Origin of the sequence: Agrobacterium tumefaciens str. B6 (assembly GCF_001541315.1) — a bacterium.
Classification (GTDB): domain Bacteria; phylum Pseudomonadota; class Alphaproteobacteria; order Rhizobiales; family Rhizobiaceae; genus Agrobacterium; species Agrobacterium radiobacter.
Genome location: NZ_LMVK01000007.1, coordinates 51179 through 65294, shown reverse-complemented (window position 1 = coordinate 65294; position 14116 = coordinate 51179). Strand labels below are relative to the sequence as shown.

12 protein-coding genes are annotated in these 14116 nt (G+C 59.4%); 6 read left to right on the top strand and 6 right to left on the bottom strand.

The window, feature by feature from the left end:
• Positions 1-139: 139 nt before the first annotated feature.
• From ASB65_RS07405 to ASB65_RS07385, 5 genes are all read right to left on the bottom strand, one after another.
• Positions 140-1261 carry a sn-glycerol-3-phosphate import ATP-binding protein UgpC gene (locus tag ASB65_RS07405; RefSeq protein ID WP_060723495.1) on the bottom strand — a complete coding sequence of 374 codons (1122 nt, stop codon included), beginning with the start codon at positions 1259-1261 and terminating at the stop codon, positions 140-142.
• Between the two features lie 32 nt (positions 1262-1293).
• Positions 1294-2178, bottom strand: coding sequence for an ABC transporter permease subunit (locus ASB65_RS07400; protein WP_003508199.1), 885 nt, complete (start codon positions 2176-2178; stop codon positions 1294-1296).
• A 7-nt stretch (positions 2179-2185) separates the two neighbouring features.
• Complete coding sequence (locus ASB65_RS07395) at positions 2186-3076, bottom strand: carbohydrate ABC transporter permease (protein WP_003508200.1); 891 nt, start codon at positions 3074-3076, stop codon at positions 2186-2188.
• An 81-nt stretch (positions 3077-3157) separates the two neighbouring features.
• Entirely contained in the window at positions 3158-4501 is a 1344-nt protein-coding gene (locus tag ASB65_RS07390; protein ID WP_060723494.1) for an extracellular solute-binding protein, read from the bottom strand.
• Positions 4502-4749: 248 nt separating this feature from the next.
• Positions 4750-5223, bottom strand: a complete 474-nt coding sequence (locus ASB65_RS07385) for a VOC family protein (RefSeq protein WP_080570359.1) — start codon at positions 5221-5223, stop codon at positions 4750-4752.
• 490 nt (positions 5224-5713) lie between these two features.
• Between ASB65_RS07385 and ASB65_RS07380 the strand changes: the two genes are divergently transcribed.
• The 3 genes from ASB65_RS07380 (at position 5714) to ASB65_RS07370 (ending at position 9252) form a co-directional block, all read left to right on the top strand.
• The gene (locus ASB65_RS07380) at positions 5714-7498 is read left to right on the top strand and encodes a methyl-accepting chemotaxis protein (protein ID WP_060723493.1); all 1785 of its coding nucleotides are present in this window, start codon (positions 5714-5716) and stop codon (positions 7496-7498) included.
• Between the two features lie 281 nt (positions 7499-7779).
• Entirely contained in the window at positions 7780-8673 is an 894-nt protein-coding gene (locus tag ASB65_RS07375) for a lytic transglycosylase domain-containing protein (protein ID WP_060723492.1), read from the top strand.
• Positions 8674-8838: 165 nt separating this feature from the next.
• A complete protein-coding gene (locus tag ASB65_RS07370; RefSeq protein ID WP_060723530.1) occupies positions 8839-9252 on the top strand; it encodes a hypothetical protein in 414 nt (137 codons plus the stop codon).
• Positions 9253-9288: 36 nt separating this feature from the next.
• Here ASB65_RS07370 and ASB65_RS07365 read toward each other — a convergent pair whose 3' ends face one another.
• Complete coding sequence (locus tag ASB65_RS07365) at positions 9289-10191, bottom strand: hypothetical protein (protein WP_060723491.1); 903 nt, start codon at positions 10189-10191, stop codon at positions 9289-9291.
• Between the two features lie 190 nt (positions 10192-10381).
• On the opposite strand from ASB65_RS07365, the gene ASB65_RS07360 reads away from it, so the two are divergent.
• The 3 genes from ASB65_RS07360 (at position 10382) to ASB65_RS07350 (ending at position 13949) form a co-directional block, all read left to right on the top strand.
• Positions 10382-11362, top strand: a complete 981-nt coding sequence (locus ASB65_RS07360; protein WP_060723490.1) for a 3'-5' exonuclease — start codon at positions 10382-10384, stop codon at positions 11360-11362.
• Between the two features lie 181 nt (positions 11363-11543).
• Positions 11544-12641 carry an ABC transporter ATP-binding protein gene (locus ASB65_RS07355; RefSeq protein WP_060723489.1) on the top strand — a complete coding sequence of 366 codons (1098 nt, stop codon included), beginning with the start codon at positions 11544-11546 and terminating at the stop codon, positions 12639-12641.
• Positions 12642-12659: 18 nt separating this feature from the next.
• Positions 12660-13949: an ABC transporter substrate-binding protein gene (locus ASB65_RS07350; protein ID WP_020812848.1), complete on the top strand. Its 1290-nt coding sequence runs from the start codon at positions 12660-12662 to the stop codon at positions 13947-13949.
• The last annotated feature ends 167 nt before the right edge of the window (positions 13950-14116 follow it).

Here is a 14116-nt window from a genome sequence, read left to right as displayed (position 1 = left end):
AGAAATCAAAATATTGATTGAATTTCCTGATGTAATATCTCTGGTGTAATCAGTCGCAAGGCATCAAGATTGCATCTCTGCAGGAGCCGGTGCGGACGGACCATATCCGAAGCCGCACCGGAGGCATCTTGCGCGGTGCTTAAACCGCCAGCAGTTTCTCGTTGCCGATACGGGTGGTTTCGATGGCGCCCTCCGTTTCGATACGCTTGCCCGTGGCGGGATCGAAGAAGGGGAGGTGGGCGGTGGGGAGGTCCAGGTGGGCGCGCTGGCCGGGGTTTACCGAGAGGTCTTCACCGATGGCGGCGGAGAAGGTCTCGCCGGCGATATTGGCATGGACGATGCGGCCCGAGCCCAGTTCTTCGACGAAATCCACTATAGCCGGTACGCCCGCGCCTTCCGTGCTGACCACGCATTGTTCCGGGCGGATGCCCACTGTCACGTCGCGGCCGCGCAGTTCCAGTGCGGTTTCGGGGAAGAGTTTCACCGGTGTGCCATCCAGCATCACGGCGGGGGATTCCACCTCCACCCTTGTGGCGAACAGGTTCATGGCAGGCGAGCCGATGAAGGACGCCACGAAGGTGCTGGCTGGGCGATGATAGATATCCAGCGGATGGCCGACCTGCTCGACATTGCCCTTGTTCATCACCACCAGCCGGTCGGCCAGCGTCATGGCTTCCACCTGATCATGGGTGACGAAGATCGATGTGGCGGAGAGACGCTGGTGCAGCTTGCGGGTTTCCGCGCGCATGGTCACACGGAGCTTGGCGTCGAGGTTGGAGAGCGGCTCATCGAAAAGAAACACCGCAGGTTCGCGGATGATGGCGCGGGCCATGGCGACGCGCTGGCGCTGGCCGCCGGAAAGGGCGGCCGGTTTGCGCTCCAGATAATCGGAGAGGCCGACGATCTTTGCGGTTTCCTCGATGCGGCGCTGGCGTTCGGCCTTGGGAACACCGGCGACCTTCAGCGCATAGCCGATATTGCCGGCCACCGACATATGCGGATAAAGCGCGTAATTCTGGAACACCATGGCGCAGCCGCGTTCACGCGGCTCCAGCGTGTTGACCACGCGCCCGCCAATGGCGATTTCGCCCGAGGTGATGTCCTCCAGACCGGCGATCATGCGCAGCAGCGTGGATTTGCCGCAGCCGGAGGGGCCGAGGATGACGACGAATTCGCCGGAGTCGAAAGAGAGGTCCACCCCGTGCAGGGTGGGCGTCTTGCCGTAGGATTTGCGGACCTGACGAATATCGATCTGAGCCATGATAGAAAACCTTGTTGTTGAGAGCCGCGCTGTTACTTGTCGGACGAGACTAGACCGCGGACGAACCAGCGTTGCAGGAAGGCCACGACGAGAAGCGGCGGCAGAATGATGATGAGGGAGCCAGCCAGCGTGACGTTCCAGTCCGGCGTGCCGTCATCGGCGGGCAAAAGCGCGCGGAGCGACATCATCACCGTCTTGTAGGAAGGGTCCGTGACCATCAGGAGCGGCCAGAGATACTGGTTCCAGGCATAAACGAACATGATGGTGGTGAGCGCAAGCATGTTGGTGCGCGACAGCGGCAGCAGCATGTCCACGAAGAAGCGCGCTGCGCCCGAACCGTCCATGCGCGCGGCCTCCGCCAGCTCGTCCGGTATCGTCATGAAGAACTGCCGATAGAGAAAGGTGCCGGTTGCGGTGGCGATCAGTGGCAAAGTAAGGCCGGCATAGGAGTTGAGGAGGTTCCATTCCAGCGTGACCTCGATGCCGAACAGGCCGAGAATCGAGCGGAACGGCTGGAAAAGATCGGCGGCGACCGAATAGGTCGGCACCACGCGCACTTCGAGCGGCAGCATCAGGGTGATAAACACCGTCCAGAAGAACAGGTGTTTGAGCGGCGAGCGGAAGAACACGATGGCAAAGGCGGTGAAGGCCGAAAGGGCGACCTTTCCGATGGTGACCAGCGTCGCCATGATGATGCTGTTGAAGAGGGCGTTGCCGAGATTGGCGCGTTGCCAGGCAGCCTGCGCATTGGTGAAGAATTCGCCCTGCGGCATGAAGCTGAAGGGGACGCTGTTGACCTGCTGGACCGTCTGGCTGGCGCCGGAAATAACGACGATGAAGGGGCCGATAAGCAGGAGGAGGCCGGCCGCCATGATCGCATAGGTCAGGGCGTCGGCGTAAGGGGTGCGCTGGATCATGGCCGTCTCACTTGTAATGGACTTGCCGCTCGACAAAGCGGAACTGGATGAAGGTGAAGACCATGATGAGGCCGATGAGGACGAGGCTCTGCGCCGAGGCGCCGGAATAGTTCAGCCCCTCGAAGGCTTCGCTGACGATGCGGTAGACCATCACTTCGGTAGCATGGTTGGGGCCGCCCTCGGTGGTGGAGGCAACGATGCCGAACGTATCGGCGCCGACGAAACCCTCGGTCATCATGATGACGGTCAGGAAGAACAGGGTTGGCGCGAGCAGCGGCACCTGAATGTCGATGGCGCGGCGAATGGGCCCGGAGCCGTCCATGGCGGCGGCCTCCGTCAGCGAACGCGGCACGGATTGCAGGCCGGCGAACAGGAAGATGAAGGTGTAACCCGCCCATTTCCAGATGAAGATGACGATGACGAGGATGAGCGCGTGTTCGCCGTATTTGGCCGGGTTCCAGATATCCGGCCACCAGGAATTCAGCGATGCGGCGAGACCGCGTTCCGGCGACAGGATGAAGCGGAAGGCCATGCCGGCGGCGGGACCGGCAATCGCATAGGGCAGGATATAAAGCACCCGGAAAAAGCCGGAGCCAGGAAGCTGGCGGTCGACCGCAAGGGCGAGCACGAGGCCGATGAGGATCGCGAAAAACGGACCGGCGATCGCGAAGATCAGGCTCGTTAGGATCGATTGCCAATAAAGCGGATCACCGAAGGTTTCCACGAAATTGGCCAGGCCCACAAATTCCGCCTGGCCGCCGAAGGGCGGTTCCAGGGTGAATGCCCAGTTCAGCACCGCCGCAACCGGCCAATAGAAGAACAGAAGGATGAGCAGGAACTGCGGCAGGGCGAAGAGCACAGGCAGCCACGTGCTTTTGAAGACGGTACGCTTTTCCATTGGAGTCCGGCAATGTTCGAGATTTCGGCGGGCCTGCCCGGAGATTGTCCGGACAGGCTTCTGGCAGCGATGAAAGAGCGCTTAGTTCAGCTTGGCGCCTTCATAGGTCTTTTCGAAGCGGCGCAGACCGGTGTTGGAGCGCTCGACGGCCTTGTCGAGTTCAGCCTGGATATCGGCGTTCTGCATGAAGATGGCTTCGAGCGAAGTGGCGACTTCCTTGCGGATCTGCGTGAAACCGCCGAGGCGGATACCGCGGGTATATTCGGAAGGCGGGGTGAAGGTCAGGCTCTCGATCGCCTTTTCGCGGCCCTTGTAGGGAGCCTTGTCGTAGAAACCATTGGCCTTCATGGCGTCGAAGCCGGTCTTGGTAACCGGGATGTAGCCGGTAACGGTCGACCACCACTCAACCATATCAGGCTGGGCGATGAAGTTGAGGAATGCGGCTGCACCCTTGTATTCGGCGTCCGGACGACCGGCCATGACCCACAGCGAAGCGCCGCCGACCAGCGAGTTGTGACGCTCCGCGCCCTTCCAGATCGGCAGCATGGCGACGTCCCACTTTGCGCCTTCAGGCATGGCCTTGCCGACGGTGCCGTGGCTGGCGATTGAGGACATGAACATCTGGCAGGTCTGCGAGGTGAAGGCGGGCAGGATGTCCATGCCGAGCTGCTTGGTCTTGACGACGAACAGCTTCTCGTCCTGCATCTTCTTGAAGAATTTGACCTGATCGACGAACTTGGTCTTGTTGATCGTCAGTTCGGCGTCGAGACCCTGATAGCCATTGCCCTTGGTGGCGATCGGCTGGTTGTGGATGGCGGAGAACTGCTCCATCAGCATCCAGGTGTCGAAGTTGAAGGCGAGCGGGCATTCGAAACCGGCGGACTTCAGCTTCTTGGAAGCTTCTTCAACCTGCTCCCAGGTGTCGGGCTTGAAGGTGATGCCGGCTTTTTCGAAAGCGTCGACATTGTAATAGAAGACAGCCGTGGAGGAATTGTAAGGGAACGAGTTCAACTCACCGGCGGCCGTGGCGTAATAATTGGCGATGCCGGGGAAATAATTGTTCCAGTCGATCTTGTAGCCATTGTCGGCCATCAGCTTCTTGGCGGGGACGAAAGCCTTGGACAGCATCATGTCCAGCGTACCGGCGTCATAAATCTGGGTGATGGCGGGCTGCTTCTTGGCGCGGTAGGCCGCAATCGTGTTCTGCAGGGTGGATTCGTAATCGTTCTGCGAGGTGCAGACGATCTCGAACTGGGCCTGGGAATCGTTGAACTTCTTGCAGGTCTCCTGCACGCGGTCACCAAGATCGCCGGAAAGGCCGTACCAGAATTCGAACTTGGTCTTTTCTGCCTGGGCGGCCGTGGCGCCGAAGGCGGCGGCGATGGCGACGCCGGCCACGAAGGAAGTCAGAGCGGAAGATTTCATGAGTTAGCCCCGTTGATGGAATGATGGCCTGCTCGGCAAGGACCTCATGTCCCCGGCACGTAGCCACGGGCTCTGCTAACAGCCGTCTTTGACGGATCGCTTACATTTTGTTGAACATTTTATGATGACTGGCCGCGCAGCCAAATCTGCGCGGCGGAAAAGCCGGAAAACCTTTATTTATCCTTATTTATCAAGCGGTTTACGTTTTTGGCCCGTTTCACTACTTGCTGCTGAACATCTCTCGCAAGTCAACCTCGGCGTGCGGCTTCGATGGTAGCAACGTCGATTTTCTTCATATCCATCATCGCGTCGAAGGCGCGCTTGGCTTCCGCGCCGCCGGCGGCCATGGCGTCCATCAGCACACGCGGCGTGATCTGCCAGGAGACGCCCCATCTGTCCTTGCACCAGCCGCAGGCGCTTTCTTCACCGCCATTGCCGACGATGGCGTTCCAGTAGCGGTCCGTCTCTTCCTGGTCTTCGGTCGATATCTGGAACGAAAAAGCTTCGCTTTGTTTGAAGGCCGGTCCGCCATTGAGGCCGATGCAGGATACGCCTGCAACGGTGAACTGCACCGTCAGCACGTCTCCCTTCTTGCCGGACGGATAATCGCTCGGCGCATGGTGGACGGCGGTTACCGCGCTGTCTGGAAAGGTCTCGGCATAAAATCTGGCGGCTGCCTCCGCATCCTTGTCGTACCAGATACAGATCGTGTTCTTTTCCACGTGCATAATCCTCCCTAGTTGAAATCGTCCCCCTGTCGCCGGTCAACTTGCTTGCCTATTGCCGGCTCCCCATCAGGCATAAAATGCAGCCGCGGCGCAAACGTTCCGAAAACGCTGCGTCGACCACCGTTAAGCCAGCGCCAATAGGGCGGTCAGCCAATAAAATCCGCCGACATAGGCCCACACCGCAAACACGACCATCAAATCAGCCATGTTTTCCCAATGCATTGTCGAGCCTTGCGATCTAGACGGAAAGCAAGCTACCGACCCGGAGCCAAAGTAACGATAGAACTGTTACACCGTCGTGACTTCAACCACGGGAACACGCCTGAAATTTTTAAAGGAAAACCGGAGAATGGACATTTTTATGGGCCATTTAAATACATATGACAAAAATCAATATTGCCCTTAAATGTAATTTAATAATGTAATCGTAATATTCGTGAATAATTTTGGATGGAAACATTCTATTTTAATCGGAGGATTGTGCGTGAGTATTCTTGATCGTGGTGCCAATGCTTTTGCGGTTCTCGCCGCGCTTTCCAAATCCCAGGCCATTATAGAATTCGACCTTTCGGGAAAGATTCTTACCGCCAATGAGAATTTTTGTCGGGCGCTCGGTTATGAGCTTTCGGAAATCGTCGGCAGGCACCACAGCATGTTCGTGGAGCCCTCCGTCGTGTCTTCGCAGGATTACAAGGCCTTCTGGTCCAAGCTTTCGGCCGGCCAGTTCGATCAGCGGCAATATAAGCGCATCGGCAAGGGCGGCCGCGAAGTCTGGATCGAGGCATCCTACAATCCGGTGTTTCGTCGCGGCAAGTCGGTGAAAGTGGTCAAGATCGCCACCGATATCACCGATCGCAAGCTGAAGGCGGCGGAAGATGCGGGCAAGATCGACGCCCTGTCACGGGCGCAGGCCATCATCGAATTCTCGCCTGATGGAGAGGTGCTGACCGCCAACGAGAATTTTCTGGCGGCGCTGGGGTATTCGCTGGCGGAAGTGCAGGGCAGGCATCATTCCATGTTCTGCGAACCGGCCTATACGCAGTCGCCGCAATATAAGCAGTTCTGGGAAAGGCTGGCCGGCGGCGATCTCGTTGCGGACGAGTTCATGCGGCTTGGCAAGGGCGGCCGCAAGGTCTTCATTCAGGCGTCCTATAACCCGATCTTCGATCTCAGCGGCAAGGTGTTCAAGGTCGTCAAATTCGCGACCGATGTGACCGGCCGCGTCGAAAATGTCGAAAAACTTGCGCAATGCCTCACCGATCTGGCCGAGGGCGATCTTGCCCAGAGCATCGACAAGCCTTTCATCCCTTCGCTTGAAAGATTGCGCACGGATTTCAACGCTGCTTCGGAAAAGCTCAAGAGGGCAATGACGCTGGTGTCTGAAAATGCCGGCGCGATTTCTTCCGGCTCCAACGAGATCAGGTCCGCTGCCGATGATCTCGCTCGCCGTACGGAGCAGCAGGCCGCTTCCATCGAGGAAACGGCAGCCGCGCTGGAAGAAATTACCACTGCCGTCAACGATTCAAGCCGCCGCGCGGAAGAGGCGGGCAAGATTGTCGCCCGCGCCCGTGATCATGCGGAACATTCGGGCCAGGTGGTGCGCGATGCGATCGGCGCCATGGACCAGATCGAAAAATCATCGCGTGAGATCTCCAACATTATCGGCGTGATCGATGAGATCGCGTTCCAGACCAATCTTCTGGCGCTGAATGCCGGCGTGGAAGCCGCCCGTGCGGGTGAGGCTGGCAAGGGTTTTGCCGTGGTTGCGCAGGAGGTTCGCGAACTCGCGCAACGCTCCGCAACGGCGGCCAAGGAAATCAAGAGCCTGATCAATGCCTCCGGCACGCAGGTGGAAAACGGCGTCGGTCTTGTCACCAGGGCTGGCTCGGCGCTGCAGGAAATCGCCGAGCAGGTGCGGGACATCAACACCAATGTCGTGGCGATTGTCGATGCAGCGCGCGAACAGTCCACGGCGCTTGCGGAAATCAATCAGGCGGTCAACACCGTCGATCAGGGCACCCAGCAGAATGCCGCCATGGTGGAGGAGCAGACCGCCGCAAGCCACAGCCTTGCGCGGGAAGCGACCGCGCTGTTCGAGCTTCTCGGGCAATTCCGGTTCGATGACGCGACACGATACACAGCCTCGCCGCGGGGGGGCTTCGAGCAGCAACCCGTGCCGGCGAGCCCGCGTCGTGGCGCATCTCGCCCGCTTGCGGCGCGCGGTTCAGCTGCGGTTGCTGTCAATCATGAGGAATGGCAGGACTTTTAGAGTCGGGCTGCAGTCGCCCTGAGCCCGGTGGTAAAGTGCGCATCCTCTCGACGTCATCCCCGGCCTCGTGCCGAGGATGACGTTTAATAAAATCAGGAGGTTGCAGATCCTCGGGACAAGCCCGAGGATGACGTCGGCGTGATTGGCTTGGCTCATCGTCCCTTCTGACGATACGGGATGACAAGCCCGCAAGCTGGGCATATCTTCCTGATTGGCAGATAACGGGCATTGTGTTTGGAGCTTTCGGGGACGCGCGCTTGGCAGGGATATCGATAAGCCGCTTGGCTCTTGTCATCTGTCTGCTGGCCGCAGCCTCTGGCGCGGCGCAAGCGGAAGAGCCCGCCAAGGGAAAGACCTCCTGCGCCTACACCCATGATATCGCGCCGGAATTATGCATCAATGCCGGCAGTTACAATAATGATCTTTGCCACGCCATGGAGGTTCTGGCCGCCCGCCATGCCGTTCCGCCTGATTATTTCGCACGGCTGATCTGGCGGGAAAGCCTGTTCCGGGCGAGTGCGGTCAGCCCGAAGGGGGCGGAAGGCATCGCCCAGTTCATGCCGGGAACGGCGCGGCTTCGCGGTCTTGACGACAGTTTCAACATCATCGCCGCCCTTGAGGCATCTTCCCGTTATCTCTCCGAATTGAATGTGCAGTTCGGCAATTTCGGCCTTGCCGCCGCAGCTTATAATGCGGGCGAGGCGGGCTTGCGGAACTTCATCGCCAACGGCCGCCTGCCGACCGAGACCCGGGATTATGTGTTTGCGATCACCGGTTATCCGGTGGAGACCTGGAAGGACAACCCGCCGGAAAAGGCGGCGCCGGCACTGGATGACAGCCGCCCTTTCCTCGATGCTTGCGTGCGCCTCGCCGACACCCGCACCATGAACGATCCCGTCCTCATTGCATCAGCCGACTGGGCGCCCTGGGGCGTGCAGCTTGCGGCGCATTATAACCCTGCTGTAGCGAACCGGCTGTTCACCCGGGCGATCCTGCAGCTTTCGGAACCGCTGAATGCCGAACGGGCTCTGATCGTGCGGCAGAGGGGTGGAAACTTCGGGTCGCGGCCGCGTTATGCCGCCCGCATCGGCCGCGAAACCAGAGCCGAAGCCAACACCCTTTGTGGCGATATCCGGCGGGCGGGTGTTCCCTGCACCGTGTTTCGCAACCGGTAAAAACGGCCGCGTCGGACCGATAAGTCTTCCTCCCGCGACAAGGCTGATCATAACAAGTTGATCGGCTTGAAGGCCTTCCCATCTTTCAGGGGGGAATGATCGTGCATAGATTTGCCGCGAATGCTGGCCGACAGGGGTCGGCTGCATGTGGGGAATGATCTGGAAATGAAATGGTTTGAAACCGGATGTCTGGCGGCCGTTCTGGTCGTCGTTGCAGCGTGCACCAGCACCGACGAGAAGCAGGTCTCCCGCACGGTCGCAAGTTTCGTGGGGCAACCGCGTGACGCCGCAATCGCCCGGCTTGGCCGCCCGAACAAGGTTATCATCGAAAACGGCGAAACCGAGTCCTATTGGCTGAAGGTCGATGTGGAGACCTATGCCGGCCTCAGCAATAGGCGCGAAGTCAAGACCGTGGACGGGCAGGCGAGGGTCTCGGAAACCGAAGGCATGAAGATCAAGGAACATCGTCGCGACTGCATCATCAAGATCACCGCGAATGCCGCCTCAACCATCAAGACGAGTGAGATCATCGGCAATCCCGCCAACTGCGAGACGCTTCTCAATCGTCCAGCCTCCTGAGAAGGTCCGTCGCAGCCGCTCCGGTTCCCGAGTGCCTCAGAGCTCCATCTTGATGGTCAGCATATATTCGGTGCCCTTTGCCCGGTCGCGCGTGCGGGATACTTCAAGTGTGACCTTGTCCAGTTTGTGCCCGAGGCTTTCCTTGATCGTTCCGCCCGGCGTGTCTTCGCGCCGGAACGAGGTGTTGCCGTAACCGACGCCCATTTTGCGGGTAATGGCGTTTTCCGTGTAGGTTCTTCCGAACATGGCGGAAGCCTGACCGCTGCGCACCGTCGTTTCGAAGCCGCGGGAATCGATGTCGCGATAGGCCGAGGCGGCAATCGAATTGTCCGAACTGCTGTAGCTGCCGCCAGCACTTATTCTGGCGAGGCGATGACCGTCATGTTCGAGAGAAAAATTGCCGTCGGCCGAAGGTCCGAAACGCCCGCCGTTCATGGCGTCCTTATAGGTGAAGCGGAAGCGGCCGCTGCGCGCATCCACCTGATAATTATAGGAGGCGTCGCCGCTGCGGATCTGGATGCCGGGCGCCGGCTCGCTGCCGAGGATCGGCGAAACCTTGTCCGCGAACTGGAACAGGGGTTTGGTGACCTGATCGAACTCCGACTTCGACAATTCCAGCGGCTTGCCATCGGGGTCGAATTTCCCAACCGCCAGGCAGGGGCGCTGGTTGATGATGCTCTTCAGGGCAAAGACTGTGCAATTGTCGCTGGTCGTGCCGGCAATCGCGGCGTGGACGGAATTGCGCAGTGTGTAGCTGCCGCAGCAGGAGAAGGCTTCATTGTCCAGACTCGCATCGCGCGTATAGCCCGTAAAAACAATGCCGCTCGCCCCGTTGGTCAGGCCGACATTGGCAAAGTGCGGGCCGCTTTGTAGCGGAAAGAGCTTCAACTGGCCCTGGTCGGCAAGCGTTTTCGGGTTGGAAGGTGATGGAAGCGGCATTCTTCTTCTCTCCTGAAACACGGGAACGGTGTGTTTTTTTACCATCGTAAATTGAAGCCGCAACCCTTAACTGTACCCCGTGATATATCCCGTTCCTGTGGATGAGAGTGACCGCTGTTGTTACTGTGAGCCTGTGCGCATATGTTGGAGTACTTAATCTTGATTTGCGGGCAAGGCGGACAGGCGCATAATGACCTCCCAGTTGGATTTTTTCGCTCCCGCGTCAGCGCGGCTTCCTCAGGCTGAAAGAGGGCGAAAAGCGGGTGGTCGCGAAACGACCCAAAAGACCGCTACGGACGATGAGACCCTTGCCGGATACCTTGAATCCACCGGCAATTATCGTGTCCTGCGCCGGCTGCAGCCGCGCGCGGTCGTTGATCGGCCAAGGCCGGAATTTCCCCGCCAGGGCGTCATCCTCGATACGGAAACGACGGGCCTCGACCATCGCACGGACGAGATCATCGAAATCGGCGTCATCACCTTCACATTCGACGATAACGGTGCGATCGGCGATGTCACCGGCATCTATGGCGGGTTGCGGCAGCCTGCTATTGCCATTCCCGAAGAGATCCCCCGCCTGACGGGGATTACCGACGAGATGGTCGCGGGACAGTCGATCGACATGGCGCGGCTGACTTCCCTCATTGCCGATGCCGATTTGATCGTCGCTCACAATGCGAGTTTCGACCGCCCCTTTTGCGAGGCGTTTTCACCGATTTTCCGTGACAAGGCATGGGCCTGTTCCGTTTCGGAAATAGACTGGCGGGTGCGTGGTTTTGAGGGCAACAAGCTTGGCTATCTGATCGGACAGTCAGGCTATTTCCACGACGGCCATCGCGCGGTGGACGATTGTTTCGCCCTGCTGGAAGTGCTGGAGCAGACGCGCCCCGGCCAAAGCAGCGCGCCCTTTGCCGAACTCCGTGAGGCGAGCCAGCGGTCAAGGGTGCGCCTCTACGCGGAAAACAGCCCCTTCGACATGAAGGATCATCTGAAAAAGCGGGGTTATCGCTGGTCCGACGGTTCCGATGGCCGGCCAAAATCCTGGTGGGTGGAACTGCCTGAAGAAAAGCTCGATGAGGAACTGCATTTCCTGCGGACCGAAATCTACCGCTGGGATGCCGACCCGACAGTCAAATATCTCACCGCTTTCGACAGGTTCAAGGCCGGCTGAAACGCGAGATATTTCGGGCTTCAGATTGCATACAATTTCTGCAATGAATCGAAAACAATCGATGTAAAATTGAGCAGGTCCGCACACGGGTTTCGGGTGCGCAGAAAAATATCATTTTACATCAATGGCTAAGCCGATTGGCACGCCTCCTGCATGACAAAGACGTCGCAGGAGAGTGTTTATGAGCAAAGCCGCAGCAATCGACATCGCTTCCGTATCCAAGATTTACGGCAACACCACCGCCGTGCATGCGATAAGCCTCAAGATACCGGCCGGGAGCTATTGCTGCCTGCTCGGCCCGTCGGGCTGCGGCAAGACCTCGACGCTCAGGATGATCGCCGGTCACGAGAGCATCTCCAGCGGTGATATCAGGCTCGGCAATACGGTGGTGACCGATCTGCCGCCCGCCAGACGCGGCACGGCGATGATGTTCCAGTCCTACGCGCTGTTTCCACATCTCGATCTCGTCGACAATGTCGCCTTCAGCCTCAAGATGAAGGGTGTGGACAAGGAAGCTCGCCGGGCGAAGGCGCTTGAGATGCTGCAGCTGATGCAGCTTGAGCCCTATGCCAACAGGCGTCCGGCCCAGCTTTCCGGTGGGCAGCAGCAGCGCGTGGCGCTGGCGCGTGCGCTCATCACCGATCCCGAGGCGCTGCTGCTGGACGAGCCGCTTTCGGCGCTTGATCCTTTCCTTAAGATCCGCATGCGCGCCGAGCTGAAGAAGCTGCAGACCTCGCTCGGCATCACCTTCGTCCACGTCACCCATAGCCAGGAAGAGGCCATGGCGCTGGCCGATATCATCGTCGTCATGAATGACGGCCGTATCGAACAGTCAGCCACCCCGCGCGAGGTGTTCGAGCGTCCCGCCACCGCCTTCGTTGCCCGTTTCATGGGCGACCACAACGTTATTTCCGGGCGTTATCGGGAAAAATCGGATGATCTCGTCACGCTCGATGTGGCGGGCGGCGGCGCTTTCACACCAAGCGGGGGCGCCCCCGGCGACGGCGCCGGCGCCATCGCCGGGCGCACCGACCGCGTCCGCGTCGGTGAAGCAGACCAGCCGGGGCTCGGTTTCACCGGCATCGTCTCGAATGTCGAATATCGCGGCGCGAGCGTGAAAATCGCCGTGACCGGCGCGGGCATCGAGGATTTCAACGTCATCCTCAGCGATGCCGCCTTCTTCGAAAATCCGGTCAGGACCGGTGACGCCATACCGCTTTCATGGAATGCGGCCGATGCCATCGTGCTCGGCCGGGTAGAGAAGGGACCCCAAAAATAACCAGAGGAGAACTTTGAAATGACAGATACTACCAACAGCAAAATGGGCCTGTCCCGCCGCGGCCTCCTGAAGGCGGGCGCTGCCGCCACGGGCGCCGCGATCGGCTCCGGCCTCATCACCGGCTTCCCGACCATCTGGGCGCAGAACCCCATCACCATCCGCCAGTTCGGCACGGGTGTGTCGAACCTCAACGCCATTGCCGAAAAGTGCAAGGCCGATCTCGGCATCACGCTCGAGATGACGGCGACGGATTCGGATGCGGCCGCCCAGCGCGCCGTCACCCAGCCGAACTCCTACGATATCGCCGATATCGAATACTGGATCCTGAAGAAGGTCTATCCCGCCGGCGTCATCCAGCCGATGGAAATCAAGAAGCTCAAATATTACGACAAGATCGTGCCGCTGTTCAAAAACGGCAAGCTGAAGCCGGACAGCGTCGTGGCGCAGGGCACGGCCCCGCACACGGTCGGTTTCGTCGAAAAGCCCGGCGACAAGAAGTTCGCCAAGGGTGAGACCGATTATTTCACCATGGTCCCGACCATCTACAATGCCGACACCCTCGGCATCCGCCCCGATCTCGTCGGCCGCGATATCACCAGCTGGGCCGATATCATGGACCCCAAGTTCAAGGGCAAGGCCTCGATCCTCAACATCCCCTCCATCGGCATCATGGATGCGGCCATGATCATGGAAGCCATGGGCAACATCAAATATGCCGACAAGGGCAACATGACCAAGGAGGAGATCGACAAGACCATCGACTTCCTCATCAAGGCCAAGAAGGACGGCCAGTTCCGTGCCTTCTGGAAGAGCTTCGATGAAAGCGTCAACCTCATGGCCTCGGGTGAAGTCATCATCCAGTCCATGTGGTCACCCGCCGTCGCGGCGGTCCGCTCGAAGGGGATCGCCTGCAAATACCAGCCGCTGAAGGAAGGTTATCGCTCCTGGGGTGGTGGCCTCGGTCTCGCCAAGCATCTATCCGGCGCGAAACTCGATGCGGCCTATGAATATATCAACTGGTACACCTCCGGCTGGGTCGGCGCTTACCTCAACCGCCAGGGCTATTATTCCGCCGCCATGGAAACGGCCAAGGAGCACATGTCCGCCGACGAGTGGGGTTACTGGGTCGAAGGCAAGCCGGCGCAGGGCGACATCATCGCGCCCGACGGCAAGGTCATGGAAAAGGCCGGCGCGGTGCGCGATGGCGGCTCTTTCGAGGAGCGCATGGGCAAGGTCGCGTGCTGGAACTCCGTCATGGACGAAGACCGCTACATGGTCCGCCGCTGGAACGAATTCATCGCGGCCTGATGTTTTTCAGGGACGAAGCCGGCGGCGAAGGTCGCCGGTTTTGAGAACGACAGAGCGTTCAAACCTCTCCGCCGTCATCCTCGGGCTTGACCCGAGGATCCATGGTCACGCCGGGTTGTGGATCCTCGGGTCAAGCCCGAGGATGACGGGAGAGTGGAGGGAGCCTC